The organism is Paenibacillus crassostreae (genome assembly GCF_001857945.1).
GTDB classification, from domain to species: domain Bacteria; phylum Bacillota; class Bacilli; order Paenibacillales; family Paenibacillaceae; genus Paenibacillus_AQ; species Paenibacillus_AQ crassostreae.
Map to the genome: position 1 here is coordinate 3,046,991 of NZ_CP017770.1, position 23,636 is coordinate 3,070,626.

A 23,636-nucleotide genomic window follows, 5' to 3' on the forward strand; every position below is an offset into this window, starting at 1 on the left:
GTCATTTTAAGTGGGTTTTCTCGCTTTAACGTGATGAAAACGTTTGATTGACAAAAGATTGAAATATTCAGTAAAATAGGTTGGGATTGAAGCGATGGGAAACCCAAAACGTAATGATAATCCTTGGTTCATGGCGCTATACATAAGTGGAGCCGGAGGCATTCTTGCTACCTATATTCTTGTTGGTTTTTTTGTGAGTAGATGGTTGGTTAAGGTGTGGGAAGGGCCAAGTTATTGGATCGCGATTGGTACGATTTCGGGGCTAGCTTTAGGAACCTTTCAAATTGTCATTTTGATCAAAAAATTTTTGGGGGAGCATGATGGATAATACCATTTCCATTGTAAATACAGTCACCAGATTGTCTTTACTGATGATGTCAGCGTTGCTAGTGGGATGGGCCTTGTACCCGGAATATCGCACAGTCACATCGGGAATGGTCTTAGGAATAGTAGTAGGATTGGTTAATACAAGCCTTCTTTCTTTGAAAGTTCGTAAGTTAGCTGATGCAATCGTAACGCAGAAGAGACAGTTCGGTTTAGGTTTTGTTACGAGACTGTGCTTCTCAATTCTAGCCGTTATGCTTGCAATAAAGATGGATCAATTCTCAATTGAGGCGACCATTGCTGGATTATTCCTACCACAGATTTTGACCATTCCTGTCGCTATATATTTGAGTATAAGAAAGAAGTCATCCTAATTTAGTTGAAAGGAGGAGCACATTTCAATGCATGATATACCGATTATTAATGTGGGGGGACTGAACCTTGATCTCTCTGCCATATTAATGCTCTTGGTAACATCTACGATTGTTTTCGTTCTCGTTAAGCTCTGTGTTAGGAATCTATCGGTAGAAAATCCATCGAAGATTCAGAATTTCATGGAATGGGTTGTAGAGTTTGTCCTTAACTTAATTAGTAGCACCATGGATGTGAAGAAGGGGAGACCCTATTTGTCATTAGGGTTAACATTGATTCTGTTCATTCTAGTAGCTAACTTATTGGGACTACCTTTCGCGATCATTACAGAAACGCATGGTGAAAGAGAGATATTTGGATATGTGATTGAGGCTACTCGCAATATGGGGCCTGATGAACATTCTCATCTCTTATGGTGGAAGTCACCAACGGCAGATATTAACGTTACGGCTGGACTTGCTATAGTGGTCTTTATCCTTATGAATTACCTGGGATTAAAGTTAAACCGGAAGCATTACTTGAAACATTTTCTCCAACCGTTTCCAATTTTCCTTCCGTTGAACATTATTGAGAATCTATCCAAACCGTTTGCGTTAGCACTTCGTTTGTTCGCTAATATTTTTGCAGGTGAGGTACTCATAACGGTTATTCTTAAGCTAAGTTGGGGATCCATTCCGTTTATGGCAGCGTGGCAAGGATTTAGTGTATTCATTGGAGCATTACAAGCATTTATATTCACGATTTTAACCATGGTATACATTGCCCAAATGACGACTCATGAAGAACATTAATTAACTTCAGTGAACTCATTTAGAGTTTTAGATGATATTCGCAGAAGATATTATATTTTTATAAAAACACTAAGAATATTTGAAGGAGGAAATTTATAATGGAATTTTTAGCAGCAGCTATTGCAGTAGGTATGGGAGCACTTGGAGCAGGTCTTGGTAACGGTATGATCGTAAGTAAAACGGTGGAATCTATTGCTCGTCAACCAGAAGCAACTGGCCCACTACAAACAACAATGTTTATCGGTGTTGGTATTGTCGAAGTTGTACCTTTGGCTGCAACAGTTATCGCGTTCTTGATTATGTTCGCTTAATTTAGATGTCAAACGGTTTGGCGGGGAGGGCCGATGTCATCCGCGCCTTCCTTTTGTTTAGAATCGGACTTCGTGTTAACGGAAAGGAGTGACTTCATTGACGATTATTTGGGAAGATATGCTTTGGACTATACTAGCGTTTGCACTTCTGTATTGGTTATTGAACAAATTTGCTTTTGGTAAGCTATTTGATGTGATGGAGAAGCGTCGTATGTTAGTTCAGAAGCAACTTGACGATGCAAAAGAAACACGTGAACAGGCAGTTGAGTATGTAGAGAATCAAAAGGCTGCCCTTCAAGAAGCAAAGAAAGAAGCTTACGATATCGTGGAACTTTCTAAGAAAACAAGTAGCAAGCAAGCTGAACAGATTCTTGAAGAAGCTAACAATGCTGTAGCACGACTCAAATCTGAGGCAGTGCGCGATATTGAAAGTGAGAAGAATAAGGCTGTAGAAGCATTAAGAAGTGAGATTGGTACGATTTCTGTCCAAATCGCGTCTAAATTGCTTGAGAAAGAAGTTCAAGAGGATTCTACGAATGAACAACTCGTGAACCAATACCTCAAAGAGGTAGGGGGCAAATCATGAGTCGCGATACGGTAGTCGCTAAACGGTACGCAAAAGCACTGTTTGAAGTGGCGTCACAGGAGAAAGTAACGCTTGAGGTTGAACAGGATTTGAAGGCACTTGTAGAAGTCATTCAAGGTAATGATGAGATTGAACGTTTCCTCACTACGCCAAACATTTCTGATTCCGATAAATTGAATGCGCTCAATAGAGCACTTCAGGGCAAGCTGTCACAGGCTGTGATAAATACCGTGGAACTACTTGTGAGACGGCGGAGAACTGATATATTTCCTGATCTTTTAGACAGCTATGTCAAACTCAAGGGCGAAAGCCTGGGGATGGCGGATGCCGTTGTATATTCAACATATCCGCTTGATGAGCGCGAGAAAGAAGCAGTAGCGGCTGAATTTGGCCAAGTAGCGCACAAGGTGATTCGTGTAAACAACATGGTCGACAAGAGCCTGCTCGGAGGATTGAAGGTTGTTATCGGAGATACGCTGTATGATGGTAGTTTGTCCGGTAAGCTTGCACGTCTCGAAAAGTCATTTAATGACAAGCATAGTAGATAGGGGTGAAAATATTGAGTATCAAACCAGAAGAAATCAGTACACTTATTAAAAGTCAAATTGAACAATATAAATCTGACATAGAAGTCGCTGAAGTTGGTACTGTCATTCAAGTAAGTGATGGTATTGCGCGCGTACATGGGATTGAGAACGCGATGTCCGGTGAGCTTTTGGAATTCTCCAATGGAGTTGTCGGATTGGTACTCAACTTGGAAGAGAGTAACGTAGGTGTCGTTATTCTAGGTCGTTACACAGAGATTAAAGAAGGTGACCAAGTTAAACGTACAGGTCAAATTATGCAAGTCCCTGTGGGTGAAGCATTACTTGGTCGAGTAGTTAATGCACTTGGAGAACCATTGGATGGTAAAGGTCCGATTGCAGCGACAGAATTCCGTCCGGTAGAGAACAATGCACCAGGTGTTATTGATCGTAAATCGGTTCACGAACCAATGCAAACCGGAATCAAAGCGATTGATGCAATGGTACCGATCGGCCGTGGCCAACGTGAGTTGATCATCGGTGACCGTCAAACGGGTAAAACAGCAATTGCAATCGATACGATTATTAATCAAAAAGGTAATGGCGTGAAATGTATTTATGTTGCGATCGGACAGAAGCAATCTACAGTTGCACAAGTTGTAGAAACACTTCGTCGTCACGGTGCATTGGAATATACAATCGTTGTAACTGCAGCGGCTTCTGAGCCATCACCACTACTGTACATCGCACCTTATGCTGGTTGTGCTATGGGTGAGTACTTCATGTATAAAGGTGAGCATGCGCTCATTATTTATGATGACTTAACGAAACAAGCATCTGCTTATCGTGAGCTTTCATTGTTGCTTCGTCGTCCGCCAGGTCGTGAAGCTTATCCAGGGGATGTTTTCTACCTACATTCTCGTCTATTGGAACGTGCAGCGAAACTTAGTGATGCTCTAGGTGGAGGATCGTTGACGGCATTACCGTTCATCGAGACACAAGCTTCAGATGTATCTGCTTATATTCCTACGAACGTTATTTCCATTACAGATGGACAGATTTTCCTAGAGTCTGAATTGTTCTATTCGGGTCAACGTCCAGCGATTAACGTTGGTATATCTGTATCTCGCGTAGGGGGTTCAGCACAGATCAAGGCGATGAAGAAAGTCGCAGGTGGTTTGAAGCTTGACCTTGCACAATACCGTGAGCTTCAGGCGTTCTCTCAATTCGGTTCAGACTTAGATAAATCAACATTGGCTCGTCTAAATCGTGGTGCGAGATTGATGGAAATTCTTAAGCAAGGTGTCAACCAACCTCTACAAGTTGAACAACAAGTGATTAGCTTGTATTCAGCAGTAAGAGGTCATTTGGATGATATTCCTGTCATCGATATCCGCCGGTTCGAGAAGGAGTTTATTTCCTTTGTTGAAAGTAACCGTCCTGAAATTCTTCAATCGATTCGTGATACGAAGGATTTGGTTGCGGATAATGAAACAGCTTTGAAAGAAGCTATTGAGACATTTAAAAAAGGATTTTCTGTATCGGCATAGACCATAGACCGGGCCGTGAGGCTCGGTATCACTTTTTATACTAGTTACGATGCTAGTTTTGACCTTGTCAAAACTAAGTTAACGCTTACGATGCTAGTTTTGACCTTGTCAAAACTTTAAGGTGGTGAAAACATGGCAAGAGGATTACGTGATATTAAACGTCAGATCAAGAGTGTACAGAGCACCAAGCAAATCACGAAGGCAATGGAAATGGTAGCTGCCGCTAAGCTTAGAAGAGCTCAGGAGAAAGCTACAGCATCCCGACCTTACGCGGATAAGCTTAAAGAAGTGGTGTTCAGTATTGCTTCCAGTTCAAGTGATATCAAGCATCCGATGTTTGAGAAACGTCCAGTGCATAAAACAGGATATTTAGTTATTACTTCCGACCGTGGTCTTGCGGGTGGATATAATGCGAATATTTTGAAAAAAGTGATGGTTACAATAGCTGAGCGTCATCAATCAAAAGATGAATATGAGTTATTTGTTATTGGGCGTAAAGGTCGAGAATATTTCCGTCGCAGAGATCTTCCGGTGGTTGAGGAACTAACGGACTTATCTGACACACCTGTATTTGCAGATATTAAATCTATTGCATATGCTGCGGTTCAACGTTTTGAACAGGGTCATATTGATGAATTGCATATTTGCTATAATCGTTTCATTAATGCGTTAACACAGATTCCTGAGGCGGAACAACTGTTGCCAATGGAAACCGTTAATACGAATTCGGTCACGGCTTCGTATGAATACGAACCTTCTGCAAGTGCTGTTTTAGAAGTGCTTTTGCCGAAATATGCAGAGACACTCATCTTCAGCGCCCTGTTGGACGGGAAAGCTAGTGAATTGGGATCGAAGATGACAGCAATGGGTAGTGCAACTAAGAATGCTACGAAGATAATCGGAGAACTACAGTTGACCTATAACCGTGCTCGCCAAGCGGCAATTACACAGGAAATTTCTGAGATTGTAGCTGGTGCAGACTCACAGTCTTAAGATCGATGTTTGAAGCAAACTTGTAGGAGGGAAACAAAAGATGAATAAAGGACGCGTTGTCAGCATAATGGGTGCGGTTGTCGACATCGAATTTGAAAGAGGTCAACTTCCGGAAATCTACAATGCGATTAAGATTCAGGCAGTCTTACCTAATGGGAGACCAATTGACCTGACTTTAGAAGTATCTAACCATTTGGGTGATAACAGAGTGCGTTGTATCGCGATGTCTAGCACAGATGGTTTGGTTCGTGGAATGGAAGTATTGGATTTAGGTTCAGCAATTACAGTACCGGTAGGTCCTGAAACATTAGGTCGTGTATTTAATGTATTAGGAGAACCTATTGACCAAGCTGGTGAAGTTGTAACTGAATTTAAGAAACCGATCCACCGTGAAGCTCCTAAATATGATGAACTGTCCACACAAGCTGAAATGCTTGAGACAGGGATTAAAGTTATTGACCTTCTAGCTCCATACCAAAAGGGTGGTAAAATCGGACTCTTTGGTGGTGCCGGTGTTGGTAAAACAGTAGCCATTCAAGAATTGATCAACAATATTGCGCAGGAGCATGGTGGTATTTCCGTGTTCGCAGGTGTTGGTGAACGTACACGTGAAGGTAATGACTTGTATCATGAAATGACAGACTCCGGCGTTATTAAGAAAACAGCGATGGTGTTCGGTCAAATGAATGAGCCTCCAGGTGCACGTCTTCGTGTAGCTCTTACTGGACTTACAATGGCTGAACATTTCCGTGATGAAGAAGGTAAAGACGTTCTGTTATTTATTGATAACATATTCCGTTTCACACAAGCAGGTTCCGAAGTTTCGGCATTGCTTGGTCGTATGCCATCTGCGGTTGGATATCAACCAACATTGGCGACAGAAATGGGTCAATTGCAAGAGCGTATTACTTCGACCAAAAAAGGTTCTGTTACTTCTATCCAAGCCATCTACGTACCTGCCGATGACTATACAGATCCAGCACCAGCTACGACATTTGCTCACTTGGATGCGACCACAAACTTGGAACGAAAAATTTCTGAGATGGGTATTTATCCAGCGGTAGATCCACTAGCTTCTAGTTCTCGTATTCTCGCTCCTGAAATTGTAGGTGAAGAACATTACAACGTAGCTCAAGGGGTGAAGCAAATCTTGGCTCGTTACAACGAACTTCAAGATATCATTGCCATCTTGGGTATGGATGAATTGAGCGAGGATGATAAAGTAACTGTAGCTCGTGCACGTAAAATTCAACGTTTCTTGTCTCAACCATTCCACGTGGCTGAGCAGTTCAATGGCTTCCCAGGAAAATATGTTCCTGTTAAGGAAACTATTCGTAGCTTTAAAGAAATTCTTGAAGGTAAGCATGATAATCTTCCTGAAGCGGCATTCCTTTATGTTGGAACCATTGAAGAAGCAGTTGAAAAAGCGAAGTCACTATAAAGTGATCGAGTTATTCTATTGCTTTCGTAGTAGCTATTCTTCGAATAGCTTTGAGGAGGAGAACAAATGAGCACCTTTTTATTGGAAATCATCACACCGGATCATCTAGCCTATTCTGGTGAGGTCGATGGCTTGACTGTTCGTGGAATCGAAGGGGAATTAGGTATTTTGCCAGGTCATATTCCATTCATAACTCCGCTACAGGTAGCGCCGATTAATATTAAAATAGGCAAAGAATACACATCCATTGCAGTGAGTGGGGGATTTGTTGAAGTCCGTAAAGATAAAGTGGTTGTATTAGCAGAAAGTGCGGAATTGGAAACTGAAATTGACGTAGAACGTGCAATTGCTGCGAAAGAACGTGCAGAGCGTCGTATCGGAGCCAAGAAACGCCATCAAGCTGATATTGACTTTGAACGTGCTGAATTAGCATTAAAGAGAGCCATGAATCGGATTAATGTCTACTCCCATCTTCGTAAATAATATAAAAAACAGTCAGCTACTATAGCTTGACTGTTTTTTTGTTCCAGTAATTAGATGTACTCTGTGCAAGTAATAGCAACCCAAAGTGAGTATGGATTTAAATGGACTTTTTACACTTGCTGGTGTTAGTAAATCAAAATAATTTCAAAAAATACAAAATAAAGCGATTACAAAACTGGATTCTTTTTAACAAGGCAAGTATGATAGTAGAGTCGTACAAAAGATTTAACAAATAACCTGAAAGGATAAGGTGATCTGAAGTGAATAGTAGCATATCAGGCACAATTTCTAACGTTGTAAGTGTAGATGGGCTCGTGTCCATTGTCATTTCGCTTATTTGTATATGGTTATCGTGGTGGGCATTACAGAATTTAAAGTTAGACTTATTGATTCGTAACCCACAGGGAGCGCAAGGTAAGTTACTTCAGGTACTTTTGTCCATAGTACTCGGTCGATTTGTTGCAGGTTTTATTCTTGATTATCTAAATTGGAGCCAAATGCTAAAGTATATGTTCTGATGAATTATTACATATCATTATGTCAACAATGTGGGATAAGCCAGATTTTTTCCTTGAACCATTTATGGATAAGTAACATAATGATAACTAGAATAATATTTTATTTTAAATATGAATTAACAATCAGAAACGGCTATGCCGAAATATAAGAAATAGAGTATCAAGAATCAATTTCATAATTACGCAACCCGATTTAGCTGCATCGGCGATTATGAAATTGATTCAAGTGAAACTTATACCTTCTTATATTAAAAAAAAACGCTTGTACAGGTGAAATAATCAATGCTATGATGAAAGCTGGAAAATTAAGAGTGTTTTGAATAAGAGTTAACTTACAAAAGGAAAATTACGGACGCGGAGGGAATCATGATGAGCAAATTTATCGTCCGCGGTGGCAATAGATTGATCGGAAATGTTAAAGTTAGCGGAGCTAAAAATTCAGTTCTTCCGATCATCGCTGCCTCTATACTGGGGGAAACAGGGGTAAGTACGATCTACGATGCCCCTCCCCTTGACGATGTGATTACAATCAGTAAAGTTTTGGAATCACTAGGTGTGAAGGTGAGTTATGACAACGAAACCTTACATGTAAATGCAGAAGAAATAACGACTTGTGAAGCGCCTTATGAGTATGTACGCAAGATGCGTGCTTCTTTTCTTGTGATGGGGCCTTTATTGTCGCGTATGGGCTACACTCGAATTTCTTTGCCTGGTGGCTGTGCCATCGGTACAAGACCAATTGATCAGCATTTGAAAGGATTCGAAGCTTTAGGTGCGGAGATTAGTCTTGGTCAAGGTTTCATTGAAGCTAAAAGTAATGGTAAACTACGTGGAGCCAAGATCTATCTGGATGTTGCAAGCGTAGGAGCCACTGAGAATATTATGATGGCAGCTACTTTGGCAGAGGGTATAACAACAATTGAGAATGCAGCAAAGGAACCTGAAATTGTCGATTTAGCGAATTATTTGAATAGTATGGGTGCCAAAGTTCGCGGTGCCGGTACGGGGATTATTCGTATTGAAGGTGTAGAGAAGTTGCATGGTGTTGAACATACGGTTATTCCTGACCGCGTTGAAGCAGGTACATATATGGTGGCTGCTGCGATTACAGGTGGGGATGTATACGTAGAAGGAGCAATTGCGGATCATCTAGGTCCTGTCATTTCCAAGATGGAAGAGATGGGTGTGAAAATTGAACCAGACGAGAATGGCATTCGTGTTACTGCGAAACATCCACTACGTTCGGTAGATATCAAGACGCTCCCTTATCCAGGATTCCCTACTGATATGCAGTCACAGATGATGGCTTTGTTACTTGTATCTGAAGGTACAAGTGTCGTTACCGAAACTGTGTTTGAGAATCGATTCATGCATGTTGATGAATTCCAGCTTATGAACGCTTTGATTAAAGTTGAAGGGCGTTCTGCAATTGTTACAGGTCGAACCAAACTGAGTGGTGCTAAAGTATGTGCTACGGATCTTCGTGCAGGAGCTGCATTGATCTTACTTGGCCTTGTAGCTGATGGCACTACAGAAGTTAGTGGTGTACACCATATTGAGCGAGGATATGTTCATATCGCTGAGAAGTTATCCGCACTTGGTGCCGATATTTGGCGAATTGACGTAGATGAGCCTGTATTGGAGTCTGTGAAGGAGCAACCTGTTCAACAGAAAGTTAAAGATGAAGTGAAACGATTCTCGACTCAACCTACTTGGGTTTAAGGTATCAGAATCACTTAAGTAGATTAAGAACTTCATAATAATTTAAGCTATGAATAAGACCAAAAGTAAAACCCTATGGGTGGAGCTTTTGGTCTTTTTGTGCACTCTTTCTCTCTCAAATGGTTCTATCAATCCTTCTAATTACATATAAATGAAATAGATAGAGACGAAAAAGGTAGACATTTGAAGAGAGTGAACGGAGGAGTACCATTCATGAGAGAACTGATCCATCAAATGAATATTTCAATGAAACGTTTCAAAGTTGTTCCATGGCGTCGCACTGCCTTGCGAAGGAATTTTTTTCCGGTCATATGGGCGATAGGAGGTTTATTGATGATGGCATTGTTGATTCCTATATTAGTGGTGAGCCTTCACCCTAACCCTACGAGTACGAGCCAACCTCCACTTACAGAAGTAACTGTAGATCAAGCGAGTCCTATCTTAACTACGGTAACTGAGAATGAGGAACCGGAAATTATGGTATCCGTCTATTTATCTGAGAATGAACAAATCGAGACTTTACCGCTTGAAGAATATGTAATAGGTGTTATTGCTGCAGAAATGCCAGCTGATTTCGCCTTTGATGCTATCAAGGCACAGGCTATAGCCGCACGAACCTATATTGCAAGACGACTATTAAATGATGATAAGAGTGGTGTTCCTGTGCAGGGAGCTGATGTAACAGATACGATCTCTCATCAAGCTTATATCTCAAAAGAGAATCTTGAGCACGAATGGAGCAATCAGGGTAAAGCATCAAAGTTAACAACCATACGTCGTGCTGTACAGGAAAGTCGTAATATGATTATGACGTACGATGGAGAGCCAATCACTGCAACTTTTTTCTCAACTAGTAATGGATATACTGAGAATTCAGAGGATTACTGGGAAGAGACGATTCCGTATCTACGTAGTGTATCCAGTCCTTGGGATAAACAAATCGCTCCACATTATAAGGAAACAATTAAGATCAGTAAAAAACAATTTGCCAAACAAATGGGTCTTTCTGCAGATAACTCTCTCATTCAAATTCTCTCAATGACTGAAGGTCATCGAATTAAGGAAATAAATATAGGTGGCGTTACGTTCAGTGGGCGTTCAGTTCGCGAGATGCTAGGATTACGTTCTAGTGAATTTACTTGGGAAGATTCGGGAGAGGATATTGCTATTACAACCTATGGGAATGGGCATGGTGTAGGAATGAGCCAATGGGGAGCGAACGGGATGGCCCAAGCAGGATATACAGCTACTCAAATTCTCAGACACTACTATACAGGAATAGACTTTGAAGAAGTTACTAAACTACTCTCTAAAAAATAATATATAGAGAAGGTATAAAAGAGTTCGTCTCGGTAACAATGGTTACAGAGGTGATCAATATGAATGAACAGAACAAAAATCAAAACCATGAAGAAACTCCTAAACCATTTAAAGGAGCACCGGTGAATCAACCGTCTGCATGGAAGAGGCTGTTGTCGAAACGTTGGGTTTATCCCGCAGCCTACATGGCCGCAGCAGCAATTATATTAACCTTAGTGTGGGTCTATCAGGATGCCAGTCAGAAATCACTTACTACAGACCTCACTACTGTATCGGACAGCACACTCTCTCAGAATGAAGTTGTTGTAGGTATGGAGAAGGAAGAAGCAGAGTCACTTGCAGTGATTGCCAAGGCGGAGAATATGACATGGCCAGTAGCAGATGCTAAAGAAGTTAATGTTGTTAAACCGTTCTATGACCCGAAGGGAACGACCGAGAATCATCAGGAGGCTATGGTTCAATACAATGATATTTCAGTAACGAATAATGGTATTGACCTTGCCCGCGAAGATGACAAAGTGTTTGAAGTCAAAGCCGCACTGGATGGAAAGGTAACACGCGTTGAAGCACATCCATTGATGGGAACCGTTGTGGAAGTTACGCATTCAGGGAATTTAATGACCGTCTATCAAAGTTTAGCTGACGCGAAAGTGAAAGTTGGGGACGAGATCGTTCAAGGGGACACTCTGGCGAGTGCTGGTCGTAGCGAAATGGAAAGTGATCTTGGGAACCATGTGCATTTCGAAGTATATAATAACGGCAACCTAGTCAACCCAGCCGAATTACTTCCACCTAAATAAATTTTCTGAAAAAAAGTAACAGGATAAACAGCAAAAAGGTAAGGATCTCCTTGCCTTTTTGCTGTTTTTTAGATGTGCTGAACATAACATGTCCACAAAATAAATGAGAATAATCAAGCTTGTCAACTCTTGAAACTGTGAATATATAGGCACGCCCCTCATATAATGTACCAAACTATCCACAGTAGGGAGGCGGGGGCGTGCACGATTACATTAAGGAACGGACCATCAAGATTGGACGTTGTATCGTGGAGACTAGGAACACGGTCCGAACCATTGCCAAAGAATTTGGCGTATCGAAGAGTACGGTGCATAAGGATTTAACCGAACGACTGCCAGAGATAAATCCTGAACTGGCGGATCAAGTTAAGCACATTCTCGAATATCACAAATCCATCCGCCATCTTAGGGGAGGCGAAGCCACCAAAATTAAGTATAAAAAAACGAATAATAAAAAAAGAGAAGCAGTAGGTACGGCAAAGTCATAAGATTAAGGAGTTCAACCGACAATTCCCGTTGAATACTTCCCCTGAAGTATGATATGTTAAAAGATGGTATGGGATCGAAAAGTTATAATCGTGGGGTATTCGAGAATAAAGGAATTATGTAGGTTATTGTCGAATGCAAATGGTTAACACATTATACATCTCAATTCACCATAAAATAACACTTTGGGGGCTCTTTCATGATGTTAAGCAAGGATATTGGAATAGATCTCGGCACGGCAAATGTGCTCATTCACGTTAAAGGGAGAGGCGTTGTATTAAACGAACCTTCGGTTGTAGCCATTGAAAGGGATACTAAAAAAGTTCTTGCTGTTGGGGAAGATGCACGTCGTATGATTGGACGTACTCCAGGCAATATTATAGCAATTCGACCGTTACGTGACGGAGTTATTGCTGATTTTGAAGTAACTGAAACGATGCTTAAATATTTCATTAATCGGGTAGGTGGACGTACTTGGTATAGTCATCCTCGTATTCTCATTTGTGCACCGACCAATATAACATCTGTGGAACAGAAATCAATTCGAGAAGCAGCGGAGCATAGTGGTGCTAAGGAAGTATATCTAGAAGAAGAACCCAAGGCGGCAGCGATTGGGGCCGGTATGAATATCTATGAGCCAAGTGGCAACATGGTAGTCGATATCGGTGGCGGAACGACGGATGTTGCAGTTCTTTCGATGGGCGATGTCGTTACCGCTTCTTCACTTAAAGTAGCAGGTGACAAGTTCGATGAATCTATTTCAAAGTACATAAAGAGTAAATATAAATTGCTCATAGGAGAACGTACAGCTGAAGATATTAAACTGAGAATTGGAACAGTAAGACCAGGTGGTATTCAGGCTGAGATGGACATTCGTGGACGGGATATGGTAACGGGACTTCCATTAACGATCACCATTCATTCTAGCGAGGTTCAAGAGGCATTATTAGATCCAATTACAGCTATCGTGATGTCGGCTAAGTCCGTATTAGAACGGACGCCACCAGAATTATCAGCAGATATTATCGACCGCGGTGTAATTCTGACAGGCGGCGGTGCTTTACTGAACGGATTAGATGAACTATTGTCTGATGAATTGCGTGTTCCTGTATTAATAGCGGAAGACCCGATGCACTGCGTAGTAAAAGGAACAGGTATTATGCTTGATAATTTAGATAAAGTAATTAAGAAAAAATTCTAATATGCCGATAAATACTAATAGTAAATAAAAAAAGAGTAAATTTGGTAGATACATTTTATATGGAGATATTTATATAGATGGTAAGATGATAGTGAAAGGGGATTGGACTTATGTTAAGAGGATTGTATACAGCAGCAGCTGGATTGATAACACAACAACGTCGTCATGATACCATAACGCAGAATCTTGCTAACATTAACACGACAGGATATAAGCAGGTGAATTCTGCAGCTCGTTCTTTTCCAGAAGTACTCGTATCTATAACAGGTGGAGATGTAAAGAACGCAGAGCGCTCGATAGGTAAGCTGAATACAGGTGTATTTATGGAAGAAAGTATGTCCATGTTCTTACAAGGAGATGTAACAGTAACTGATAAGACAACTGACTTTGCCCTCGTATCAGATTTGGTAAGTAATGATCCGAATACAGGACAACCTATTGCATTTGATGCGAATGGGCAGTATGTTGATGAAGAAGGGAATACGACATACCAATCGCAAGCTTTCTTCACGGTGCAAGATGCTGAGGGGAATATACGTTATACTCGTGATGGTAATTTCGTAGTGAATGCGGCGGGTCAACTTACTTCGTCTACAGGATTCCTTGTATTAGGTGCAAATAATCAACCGATTACAATCAATGGTTCTGTTGATAACCTTAAAGTGAATGGACAAGGTCAGCTTATTAATGCAACTACAGGTGTGGCTACAGGAGCATCCTTAGCCATTAGTATCGTGAATCAACCTTATCAATTGGTGAGAGAAGGAAACGGTGTATTCCGGATAGATGATATTGAAGCAGCGGGTGTTCGTCTAAGTGAAGCTGGTGATAATATGACAGTTCGTCAAGGATATATCGAACGGTCCAATGTAGACTCCGCTCAATCGATCGTGGATATGAACCTAGCGGCGCGCGCGTATGAAGCGAACCAGAAAGTTGTTCAATATTATGATAGGAGCTTGGAGAAAGCTGTTAACGAAATAGGAAGAGTGTAAAACTAAGCTAATGCTTACGAAGTCAGCTTTACTTCGTAAAGCTCAGAATATGCTTACGAAGCTAGCTTTACTTCGTAAAGCTCAGAATATGCTTACGAAGCTAGCTTTACTTCGTAAAGCTCTTAGGAGGTATAAGATGAACAACTCCATCATTACTGCAATGGTGTCCTTAAATAGTATGCAATCGAGATTGAATGTCATTGCAGATAACATAGCTAACATGGATACGGTGGGATATAAAAGAAAAGAGAGTTCTTTCGAAGATGTACTCACTACAGTACAAAGTCAACATAAAGACTTCGAAAGTGCGGGACGAGCAACACCAATGGGGTATAACGTAGGGTACGGAATTAAACAGGCTGCTATTACGCTGGATTGGGAGCAAGGAACACCGCAGGAGACAGGTCTTCCAACGGATTTGGCGATTGAAGGCAATGGTTTATTCGCTGTACAGAGCAATGGGAATACAGCATATACACGTGATGGTGCTTTTCAATTTGTTCCAGATTCCGAAGTTGATAGCTTGATGGTTCTTGTGAATAATCAAGGTGATAAAGTGCTTAATAGAGAAGGTAATGCCCCGATCACTGTTCCAACAGATGTTAAGGTAGCCATTGATAGTGACGGAAATGTATGGGCCACACAGAACGGAACATCCGAGAGAGAAATAGTTGCTCAGGTACTAGTGGTTCAACTGGAAAAACCAGAAGGGTTAGTTCGAGTAGACGGAAATAAATTTGTTCTGGCTGATGGAGTAACAACAAATATGGCATTTGGAATGTCAACAGTGGCCATTCCAGAGGATGTGTCGATCCACTCAGGGTATTTAGAGAAATCGAATGTGGACTTGACTGTAGAAATGGCAGAGATGGTACAGGTGCAACGAGCATATCAGCTTATGTCTCGGGCGTTAACCTCCAGTGATACTTTGATGAATCTTGCGAATAATTTGCGGGGTTAGATGGAGGTAACATGAGCGAATCTAACAAGTCTGTGAAGAAGACAACACCGACATGGAGAATTGTACTGCGTTACATGATTCCAATCTTTTTACTCATCGCCTTAATTAGCGGAATGGTTGTGGGGTATGTCATCTTGGGGAAACGTAGTATCGAGGAAGTATTTCTGTGGGAGACTTGGAAACACGTATACGATCTAGTTTTTGCCCCTTCGTAAAGGATGAATATACGATATTGGTTACAAAAATGATAAAAACTCCTATTCATTGGGAGTTTTCTTTTTATGTTCGATAACTGTATAATGGTGGTGGGCTATGGACAAAAGGGCCCTCTCCCATAGACAATGATTGCCTCTTAGGAGAAAGCCCCTTATCTGAACCTCCAAATTCTGCAGAAGATGAAGGATATACATAGTATTACCGTAATATAATAAGGTTATTCGAAAGGAGTTTTGTTCGTGTTAAATGTGAATCAAATTCAAGAGATTATCCCCCATAGACCACCATTCCTATTAGTTGATCGTATTATTGAGATGGAAGTAGGTAAACGGGCAGTAGGGATCAAGAATGTAACCATCAATGAACCATTTTTTACAGGCCATTTCCCGGGATATCCTGTAATGCCAGGTGTTCTCATTACTGAAGCGTTGGCTCAAGTGGGAGCTGTTGCTATTTTGAATGTAGAGAGTAATAAAGGGAAGATCGGTTTTCTAGCAGGTCTGGATAATTTCCGGTTCCGTGGCCAAGTTGTTCCAGGAGATACATTGAGATTAGAAGTTGAAATTACACGCTTAAAGGGCAGTATTGGTAAAGGTCATGCTAAGGCTTCTGTGGAGGGTAAAGTTGTAGCAGAAGGTGAAATCATGTTCGCATTATCTGATCCAACAGCATCATAAGATTGATTACAATATTTATATAGGTTAGGTTGAAATTTATTAGAATCGAAGGGAGATTTATTGATGTCTCAATTAACACAGCATTCTATTAATAATATTCAGAAATGGCTACAGGATTCTTATATTGATGAGGATACTAAACAAGAACTTCGTAGTTTAGAGAACGATCCTATGGAGCTTGAAGATCGCTTTTATAAAGACTTGGAGTTTGGTACGGGGGGACTTCGTGGTGTGATCGGTGCAGGTAGTAATCGCATGAATCGTTACACTGTAGGTAAGGCGACACAAGGGTATGCACAATATATACAACAGAGCCATGGACAACAAACGGGTCGACCTTCTGTTGTTATTGCTCATGACTCTCGTCATTTCTCTCCAGAGTTCGCTCTGGAAGCAGCACTAGTATTAGCGGGTAATGGGATTATTGCCAAGCTATTCCCTTCTCTTCGGACGACTCCTCAGCTTTCGTTCAGTGTACGTGATTTGAAAGCAACAGGAGGGATTGTCGTGACTGCAAGTCATAATCCTCCAGAATATAACGGGTACAAAGTATATAATGATCAAGGTGGGCAGCTTATTCCACATGAAGCAGAGCAAGTTATTCATCATATCCAGAATGTTGATTCTTTCTCAGCTGTGAAGAAACTGACTCAGATAGAGGCAGAAGAACAAGGTCTGTTAGTATGGCTTGGAGAAGAAGACGATGATGCATTTGTTCGCACAGTAGCTCTGAATAGCATAAATGCAGATCTAATATGTACATCACTAGGTGATGATTTCCGGATCGTGTATACGCCATTACATGGAACAGGGAATATTCCTGTACGTAAGACGTTGGAATCCATCGGATTTACACATATTCATGTGGTTCCGGAACAAGCACAACCAGATGCTGAATTTTCTACAGTGAAATCACCTAACCCTGAAGAGCGTGAAGCTTTTACATTAGCGATAAAGTTGGGCCAATCATTAGATGCAGACATTCTCATTGGAACAGATCCTGATTGTGACCGAATGGGAGCTGTTGTGAAAGATCGGAATGGTGAATATGTCGTACTCTCTGGTAATCAGTCCGGAGCGATTATGATTCATTATCTATTAAGTCAACTTAAAGAAGCTGGGAAGCTCCCTAATAATGGTGTCGTAGTGAAGACAATCGTAACAAGCGAGATGGGCGCAACGATTGCACGCCATTATGGGGCAGAAGTCGTTAATACGCTAACTGGATTCAAATATATTGGTGAGAAAATGACTCAATATGAAGCATCAGGTCAATATACGTATCTATTCGGTTATGAGGAAAGTTATGGTTACCTCGCGGGGAACTATGCTAGGGATAAAGATGCTGTACTCGCGTCAATGTTGATCGCTGAAGCGGGTGCTTATTATAAAGGCCAAGGTAAAACATTATACGATGTGTTAGAAGGGCTATACGATCAGTTCGGATACTTCCAAGAGAAACTCGAATCTCGTACCTTGAAAGGTAAAGATGGAGTTGCACAAATTCAATCGCTAATGGCAGATTGGCGGACTCAGCCTCCTGTAGAGGTTGGAGGAGTTCGTATAAATGACGTGTTGGATTATTCTTTAGGGCTTGACGATCTTCCTAAGGAGAATGTATTAAAATTCATGCTGGAAGATGGATCATGGTTCTGTCTAAGACCTTCAGGAACAGAACCGAAGATCAAAGTTTATTTTGCAGTTCGTGGTGAGACTCTAAAGGATGCGGATGAACGAATTGCCAAGCTAGTCGAAGTTGTCATGGCACGTGTTGACGCTTAAGCGGTAGTTCAAAAAGTCATCTTTTGATCACGAAGTATAGCAAGGGGCGTATTCGACATCGAATATTGAATTCAGCCGGTCCTTCCGGTGCTCTCGTAGGTACTGCCTACGCTCCGCTCCTCACTCCCTTGCTTTATCCAATCTTCTAAAGCGTTTTGAAAAAACGCAGCATCGTAAGCATAAGCTCGGTGCTGAAAATCTGACTTTTTGAACACGTATTTAAATATAAATAAAGTTTAATGGGATAGGACTCAGGAACATGTCTAGTATTCGTGTTCCTGAGTGAGAATAAGGAGGAAATTGTAGTGCAGAAATGGAAACAGTGGAGTAAGTCATCACGCAAATGGTTGTGGATTCTAGTTATCGTGGGAATCGTGGCTGCTATACCCGTGATATATGACCGTTATCAAACAGAGACATCCGCGAATCAAGTGGAGTTTGTATTCGATTACCGTGACTTAGTGGATATAGCTGCCATACAAGCTCATCCTAATGATTATATCAACGAGCAATTGGACCGGCTGAAAGATGCTGGAGTCAGTACAATGGCTATGTTTGAAAGTACACTCGACGAATTCCAGAAATCACGACGCATTACACTATATAGTAGTATAGATCTCGCTAAGCAAAAGAATGAACTTATTCCGGTAAATGAGAATTTCACATATGTTGTTTTCACGAATGAAGAGAACGCCCGTGAGATATCTCCAATTATCGAGCAGACTTTTCAGATGCTAGAGATCGAAGTGAAACCTTGGACTTATGAGAATCAGACTGGGCTAATGATTGAGACGCCAATGGAGAATGCTGTATTGAAGCCAATGCAATCTGATCCCATTACGTTCAATATGTTGCGTAGCAAAGGGTTCATCATTATGCCACGGTTGGCGGACAGCCTTCCATATGATCCAGATTATATGGAGTCATTGATATCTGATTATGCCTCTGAAGGAGTACAACGTGTTCTATTCGAAGGGGAATCTGTCAAAGGATACAATGACCAAGCGGCCCAGATGAGTTTAAATGCGTTTGCTGAGTTACTGAAAGAACATAACATAGGTATTGCAACCATTGAGAATTTAAAAGCGCCGCAACTTGGATTGAAGCAATTGGCTTATGCTCTTGATTACAATGTCGTACGCTTATATTCTTTAAGTGATGCTGATGCAGCCCTGGATGTTCAGAAGATTGCTGATCGCTTCACTTTGGCTAGCAAAGACCGTAATATCCGCATGTTTTATTTAAATGCTGCTCCAAGTCGTAACGCGACGAAAGCGATGATTACAGATCCAATGGATAATTTAATCCATAGTCTTGTAGATCCTGGTAATGCTATCGATAAAATTGAAAGTAATGGGTTTACAATCGGACCAGCGGAATCTTTTGACGTTGTAGATTCTTCTTATCAACGGATATTTAAATTGATCGTAGTCATTGGTGCTGTGGCGTTTATATCATTAATGATCTCATATTTCTTCCCAATCCTGACCATTTCAGCTTTCATATTAGGGGTTATTGGAAGTGCAGGGCTCATTGTGTTGAAGCCAACGTTGTTTGAACAAGCACTAGCTTTGTTCGTAGCCATCAGTGGGCCAACGATCGCGATGTTGTTAGCAGTTCGTAAAGTTAATGGACTCAACCTTCAAGCGGTAGAAATGAAATTGAGTCGTCGTGTAATGCATGCGATTGTGCTGTATCTGAAGACGGCTATTATTTCCATGAGTGCGATCCCGTTTGTCGTTGCATTGTTAAATAATGTAACTTATCAATTGATGATTGAGCAATTCCGTGGAGTTAGCTTATTGCATTTCGCTCCAATTGCCCTAACGGGTCTGTATATTGTTCTGTATCGTGGTGGCAATTTACGTCAACAACTGGGCAATATCCTACGGAGTAGGATTACCATCTTGGGTGTCATAGTAGTAGGTGTTATCGGTGTGGTAGGTTGGTATTATTTACAACGTACAGGTAATGCTGGGTCGGTATCATCGATTGAATTGACATTCCGTTCACTTATGGAGAATACATTTGGTGTTCGACCACGTAATAAGGAATTCTTGTTGGCTCATCCTATATTCTTACTGGGGATCTTTATGTCGATTAAGTATCGTAATGCCATTTATTTGATGGTGATTGCTGTGATAGGTCAATTATCAATGGTAGATACATTTGCCCATATTCATACACCACTTACGATTTCGCTTGTTCGCAACCTGCTTGGGTTAGGATTAGGACTTATTATTGGTCTTATTGCCATCGTGGCATGGCAGATTATAGAAGGGTGTTGGAAACGATGGTCACCACGCCTCACAAGATAGTCATATCAGGGTATTATGGATATAAGAATAGTGGGGACGAAGCGGTTCTCCAATCGATTCTAACAGCGTTACAAGAACAGGCTACTGAAGCAGGAATACAAATCCAACCTGTGGTTCTCTCGATTGATCCTGAACGGACGTCAGCTACTTATGGGATTGAAGCCGTTCATCGTATGAAGTTAGGGGAAGTGAGACAAGCTATTAAGAGTAGTTGTGGTCTTATTAGTGGCGGTGGAAGTTTGCTTCAGGATGCGACAGGAATGAAGACTATTCCTTATTACCTAGGAATCATTAAGTTAGCCCAATGGATGGGTAAACCTACATTTATTTATTCTCAAGGTGTGGGTCCGGTAAATCACGGATTGTTCTATCCAATGATCAAATCTGTATTTAAGAAATGTGCTTATATCTCAGTTCGTGACCAACAATCGGGTGAATTGCTACAAAAGATGGGGCTAAATGCTAACGTGATTGATGTCGTTCCCGATCCAGTGATGGGGTTACAATTAAGGAATAATGAAATAAGTAATGAAGTAATTAATTATGATCCTATTTCATTGCCGGTAATTGGTATCTCCGTACGGTATTGGGAGCAAGATCGGAAGGAACTTGTGAAGATCGTTGAAGGATTGCAACAGGTGATGTCACACCAACCCCTTCATCTTAGATTTCTACCTTTCCATCTCCCTTCGGATGTGGAAGCATCACAGTTCATGATAGATTTACTTGGCGATACTAGATCTACTGGGAGTCGCGTTAGTCTATGTGCAGATGTTGATCATCCTCAGGACATGCTAAGGGAAATAAGTGAATGTCAGATCGTTATTGCCATGAGGCTACATAGTCTAATCTATGCTGCGAATTCACAGGTACCGATGATCGGAATTTCTTACGATCCGAAGATTGACCATTTTCTGAATAGACTAGATCTTTCAGCTGTAGGCAACACGGCAACACTAAATGCAGGTGATATATCTTCGGAGTTGGAACGTATTTTATTTCATGAAGAGGATTGGCGTAAGGTCCATGCTACACAGATTATCCAATTGAAACAGGAAGCAAAAACTCCTGCTAGAGCAATCGTCGAATATATAGCAAACAAGGTGATGAAACATGGATAAACCTAGATTTCAACAAGTGCCAACGGTACCTATCTTCGGGATAAAAGTATGCAAATGGGGAATGAAGGATACGGTTGCGTATTTAACGGAAGTTGTCATTAAATCTGGAACCCCTCATCAAGTGATAACGGCTAACCCTATTATGGTTATGACTGCCCTAGAGAATTCCTCTTATATGACAATTATGCAGAATGCTGAATTCATCGTTCCTGATGGAACAGGTGTGGTATGGGCAGCGCGTATAGGTGGAGATCCTGTGCAAGAACGTGTTGCAGGCTTTGATCTTTTACATGAATTAATGCGAGTAGGCGAGAACTACCACTGGAGAGTATATTTGATTGGTTCAATGGCAGAAGTAATACAGGAGACCGCACACAGATTAGAACAGCAGTATCCAGGTGTGCATATCGTTGGTTATCGTGACGGCTTCTTCGGTCCGGATGAAGATGAATCAGTCATTGAACAGATTAAAGCAACTACACCAGATATTCTGTTTGTAGCTCGTGATGCGGTAACTCAGGAACCGTGGATTGCGAAATATAAGGACAAGCTGGCTGTTCCATTAATCATGGGAGTTGGAGGTAGCTTTGATGTTATCTCAGGTAAGACCAAACGAGCACCTGTTATTTTTCAAAAACTTGGGTTAGAGTGGTTACATCGCCTCTTGAGTGAACCTAAGAGATATCGAAGAATGCTTGCGTTGCCTCAATTCGTAGTAAAAGTGCTACGCGAGAGAGAGAACGTGACAAAATCTAGCTAAAAAAGGCTAATTGGGCTGTTTTGAGCGTAAAATCGCTGAAATATGGAGTTGGTGTTTATTTTTCGGACGGGGTATAATTCATTCCGTTAGAGAAAATGGAGGTTGAACGGTTATAATGTTAATTATATCTATCATTGCGTTTGTCTTATCCTTAGGATTGGCACTCATATTAACACCTCAAGTGAAGAAGTTCGCCTTTAAAATAGGCGCAATAGATGTTCCAGATGCCCGAAAAGTGCATACGAAGATTATGCCTCGTTTGGGTGGGCTCGCCATTTATGCAGCTTTCATGATAGCACTTCTATTGGCATTGCCGTTCGTAGCGCATGACTTGACGGTGAGGGATACTAATTTCATCAAAGCCTTTCTAATCGGTGGGACGATGATCGTGATGATTGGTGCATTAGATGATCGCTTCCAATTGTCTGCTAAATTGAAGTTTGTTGCACAGATTGCAGCTGCTTGTGTTGTTGTTTTTGGATTTGACATATCGGTTAATGTGGTCAATTTACCTTTTTATAATACGCACTCCGCGTTGGAGTCTTGGATATCAATTCCACTAACGATATTATGGATTGTTGGTGTAACGAATGCGATTAACCTGATTGACGGACTAGATGGACTTGCTGCAGGGGTATCGGGTATTGCCATTGCTACAATCTTAGTGATGTCTTTACTGATGGGTAACATGATGATTGCACTTTTATGTATGATTCTGCTTGGAGCTATTATTGGATTTCTATTCTTTAACTTTCATCCTGCGAAGATATTCATGGGAGATTCAGGGTCGTTATTCTTAGGATTCTGCTTGGCCATGCTATCCTTATTAGGATTCAAGCAAATTGCTGTTGTATCACTAATTACACCATTAATTATAATTGCTGTGCCATTATCAGATACTTTATTTGCAATCATTCGTCGTTGGGTACAGAAGAAGCCTATATTCGCACCGGATAAAGGACATTTACATCATTGCTTAGGTGAACTTGGATTCAGTCATCGCCAAAGTGTACTCATTATTTATGGGATCGCAACTTTCTTCGGTGTGCTAGCCGTCATTCAATCATCAGCTGCTCTCTACGATGCGAACTGGGTCACCTTCGTCGTCATCTGCGTGATGATGTTCCTCCTGCAGATCGGAGCCGAGGTCATTGGTCTCATTGGTAAAACAACCAGACCATTGCTGAATCTACTCGCAAGATTACGGATGAAGGAAAGCGCGGAGAGTAGATCGAAATAGTGTTGGAATCCATATTTTAAAGAATGTACTATATAGAAAAAATGAGAACTATTAACCTGAATTTTAGGTTAATAGTTTTTTTTATGTCAAAGTTATTCAAATTTTTGCTGTTGAGACCGATAAAATAGTTAATATGAACAAAAG

Annotated in this window: 25 protein-coding genes; all 25 read left to right on the forward strand. The window is 41.1% G+C overall.

What is annotated here, in order from left to right:
• The first annotated feature begins 94 nt into the window (after window positions 1-94).
• On the forward strand, window positions 95-328 hold the full coding sequence (locus LPB68_RS13930) for an ATPase F0F1 (protein WP_068660218.1): 234 nt from the start codon (window positions 95-97) through the stop codon (window positions 326-328).
• A complete protein-coding gene (locus tag LPB68_RS13935; protein WP_237087893.1) occupies window positions 318-698 on the forward strand; it encodes an ATP synthase subunit I in 381 nt (126 codons plus the stop codon). Before LPB68_RS13930 ends, LPB68_RS13935 begins: the two co-directional genes overlap by 11 nt.
• 27 nt (window positions 699-725) lie before the next feature.
• The gene (gene atpB / locus LPB68_RS13940) at window positions 726-1,487 is read left to right on the forward strand and encodes a F0F1 ATP synthase subunit A (protein WP_068660214.1); all 762 of its coding nucleotides are present in this window, start codon (window positions 726-728) and stop codon (window positions 1,485-1,487) included.
• Window positions 1,488-1,585: 98 nt separating this feature from the next.
• On the forward strand, window positions 1,586-1,798 hold the full coding sequence (gene atpE / locus LPB68_RS13945; protein ID WP_068660212.1) for a F0F1 ATP synthase subunit C: 213 nt from the start codon (window positions 1,586-1,588) through the stop codon (window positions 1,796-1,798).
• A 118-nt stretch (window positions 1,799-1,916) separates the two neighbouring features.
• A complete protein-coding gene (gene atpF / locus LPB68_RS13950) occupies window positions 1,917-2,384 on the forward strand; it encodes a F0F1 ATP synthase subunit B (protein WP_418303837.1) in 468 nt (155 codons plus the stop codon).
• Window positions 2,381-2,932 carry a F0F1 ATP synthase subunit delta gene (locus tag LPB68_RS13955; RefSeq protein WP_068660207.1) on the forward strand — a complete coding sequence of 184 codons (552 nt, stop codon included), beginning with the start codon at window positions 2,381-2,383 and terminating at the stop codon, window positions 2,930-2,932. The genes atpF and LPB68_RS13955 overlap by 4 nt, the downstream gene beginning before the upstream one ends.
• An 11-nt stretch (window positions 2,933-2,943) precedes the next feature.
• The gene (gene atpA, locus LPB68_RS13960; protein WP_068660205.1) at window positions 2,944-4,458 is read left to right on the forward strand and encodes a F0F1 ATP synthase subunit alpha; all 1,515 of its coding nucleotides are present in this window, start codon (window positions 2,944-2,946) and stop codon (window positions 4,456-4,458) included.
• A gap of 132 nt (window positions 4,459-4,590) precedes the next feature.
• Window positions 4,591-5,451 carry an ATP synthase F1 subunit gamma gene (gene atpG, locus LPB68_RS13965; RefSeq protein WP_068660203.1) on the forward strand — a complete coding sequence of 287 codons (861 nt, stop codon included), beginning with the start codon at window positions 4,591-4,593 and terminating at the stop codon, window positions 5,449-5,451.
• A 40-nt stretch (window positions 5,452-5,491) separates the two neighbouring features.
• Entirely contained in the window at window positions 5,492-6,892 is a 1,401-nt protein-coding gene (gene atpD, locus LPB68_RS13970; protein WP_068660201.1) for a F0F1 ATP synthase subunit beta, read from the forward strand.
• Between the two features lie 66 nt (window positions 6,893-6,958).
• Window positions 6,959-7,375, forward strand: a complete 417-nt coding sequence (locus LPB68_RS13975; protein WP_068660200.1) for a F0F1 ATP synthase subunit epsilon — start codon at window positions 6,959-6,961, stop codon at window positions 7,373-7,375.
• A gap of 260 nt (window positions 7,376-7,635) precedes the next feature.
• Window positions 7,636-7,893 carry a DUF1146 family protein gene (locus tag LPB68_RS13980; RefSeq protein WP_068660198.1) on the forward strand — a complete coding sequence of 86 codons (258 nt, stop codon included), beginning with the start codon at window positions 7,636-7,638 and terminating at the stop codon, window positions 7,891-7,893.
• A gap of 369 nt (window positions 7,894-8,262) precedes the next feature.
• Window positions 8,263-9,615: a UDP-N-acetylglucosamine 1-carboxyvinyltransferase gene (gene murA / locus LPB68_RS13985; protein WP_157756237.1), complete on the forward strand. Its 1,353-nt coding sequence runs from the start codon at window positions 8,263-8,265 to the stop codon at window positions 9,613-9,615.
• A gap of 213 nt (window positions 9,616-9,828) precedes the next feature.
• The gene (gene spoIID / locus LPB68_RS13990) at window positions 9,829-10,935 is read left to right on the forward strand and encodes a stage II sporulation protein D (protein ID WP_068660194.1); all 1,107 of its coding nucleotides are present in this window, start codon (window positions 9,829-9,831) and stop codon (window positions 10,933-10,935) included.
• Between the two features lie 59 nt (window positions 10,936-10,994).
• On the forward strand, window positions 10,995-11,735 hold the full coding sequence (locus tag LPB68_RS13995) for a M23 family metallopeptidase (protein WP_068660917.1): 741 nt from the start codon (window positions 10,995-10,997) through the stop codon (window positions 11,733-11,735).
• A 200-nt stretch (window positions 11,736-11,935) separates the two neighbouring features.
• Complete coding sequence (spoIIID, locus tag LPB68_RS14000; protein ID WP_068660192.1) at window positions 11,936-12,223, forward strand: sporulation transcriptional regulator SpoIIID; 288 nt, start codon at window positions 11,936-11,938, stop codon at window positions 12,221-12,223.
• A 200-nt stretch (window positions 12,224-12,423) separates the two neighbouring features.
• A complete protein-coding gene (gene mreB, locus LPB68_RS14005) occupies window positions 12,424-13,422 on the forward strand; it encodes a rod shape-determining protein (protein ID WP_068660915.1) in 999 nt (332 codons plus the stop codon).
• 110 nt (window positions 13,423-13,532) lie between these two features.
• A complete protein-coding gene (locus LPB68_RS14010) occupies window positions 13,533-14,417 on the forward strand; it encodes a flagellar hook-basal body protein (protein WP_068660190.1) in 885 nt (294 codons plus the stop codon).
• 136 nt (window positions 14,418-14,553) lie between these two features.
• Window positions 14,554-15,378, forward strand: a complete 825-nt coding sequence (locus tag LPB68_RS14015) for a flagellar hook-basal body protein (protein ID WP_068658872.1) — start codon at window positions 14,554-14,556, stop codon at window positions 15,376-15,378.
• Between the two features lie 11 nt (window positions 15,379-15,389).
• On the forward strand, window positions 15,390-15,593 hold the full coding sequence (locus LPB68_RS14020; protein ID WP_068658779.1) for a DNA-directed RNA polymerase subunit beta: 204 nt from the start codon (window positions 15,390-15,392) through the stop codon (window positions 15,591-15,593).
• A 240-nt stretch (window positions 15,594-15,833) separates the two neighbouring features.
• Window positions 15,834-16,271, forward strand: a complete 438-nt coding sequence (gene fabZ, locus LPB68_RS14025) for a 3-hydroxyacyl-ACP dehydratase FabZ (RefSeq protein WP_068658781.1) — start codon at window positions 15,834-15,836, stop codon at window positions 16,269-16,271.
• Between the two features lie 63 nt (window positions 16,272-16,334).
• A complete protein-coding gene (locus tag LPB68_RS14030) occupies window positions 16,335-18,053 on the forward strand; it encodes a phospho-sugar mutase (RefSeq protein WP_068658783.1) in 1,719 nt (572 codons plus the stop codon).
• A gap of 305 nt (window positions 18,054-18,358) precedes the next feature.
• The gene (locus LPB68_RS14035; protein ID WP_418303805.1) at window positions 18,359-20,371 is read left to right on the forward strand and encodes a DUF5693 family protein; all 2,013 of its coding nucleotides are present in this window, start codon (window positions 18,359-18,361) and stop codon (window positions 20,369-20,371) included.
• Window positions 20,347-21,492 (forward strand): polysaccharide pyruvyl transferase CsaB, encoded by a 1,146-nt coding sequence (gene csaB, locus LPB68_RS14040; RefSeq protein ID WP_068658785.1) that lies wholly within the window; start codon window positions 20,347-20,349, stop codon window positions 21,490-21,492. Before LPB68_RS14035 ends, csaB begins: the two co-directional genes overlap by 25 nt.
• Window positions 21,485-22,252 carry a WecB/TagA/CpsF family glycosyltransferase gene (locus LPB68_RS14045; RefSeq protein ID WP_068658787.1) on the forward strand — a complete coding sequence of 256 codons (768 nt, stop codon included), beginning with the start codon at window positions 21,485-21,487 and terminating at the stop codon, window positions 22,250-22,252. The genes csaB and LPB68_RS14045 overlap by 8 nt, the downstream gene beginning before the upstream one ends.
• A gap of 115 nt (window positions 22,253-22,367) precedes the next feature.
• Window positions 22,368-23,492 (forward strand): glycosyltransferase family 4 protein, encoded by a 1,125-nt coding sequence (locus LPB68_RS14050; RefSeq protein WP_068658790.1) that lies wholly within the window; start codon window positions 22,368-22,370, stop codon window positions 23,490-23,492.
• Window positions 23,493-23,636: the final 144 nt, after the last annotated feature.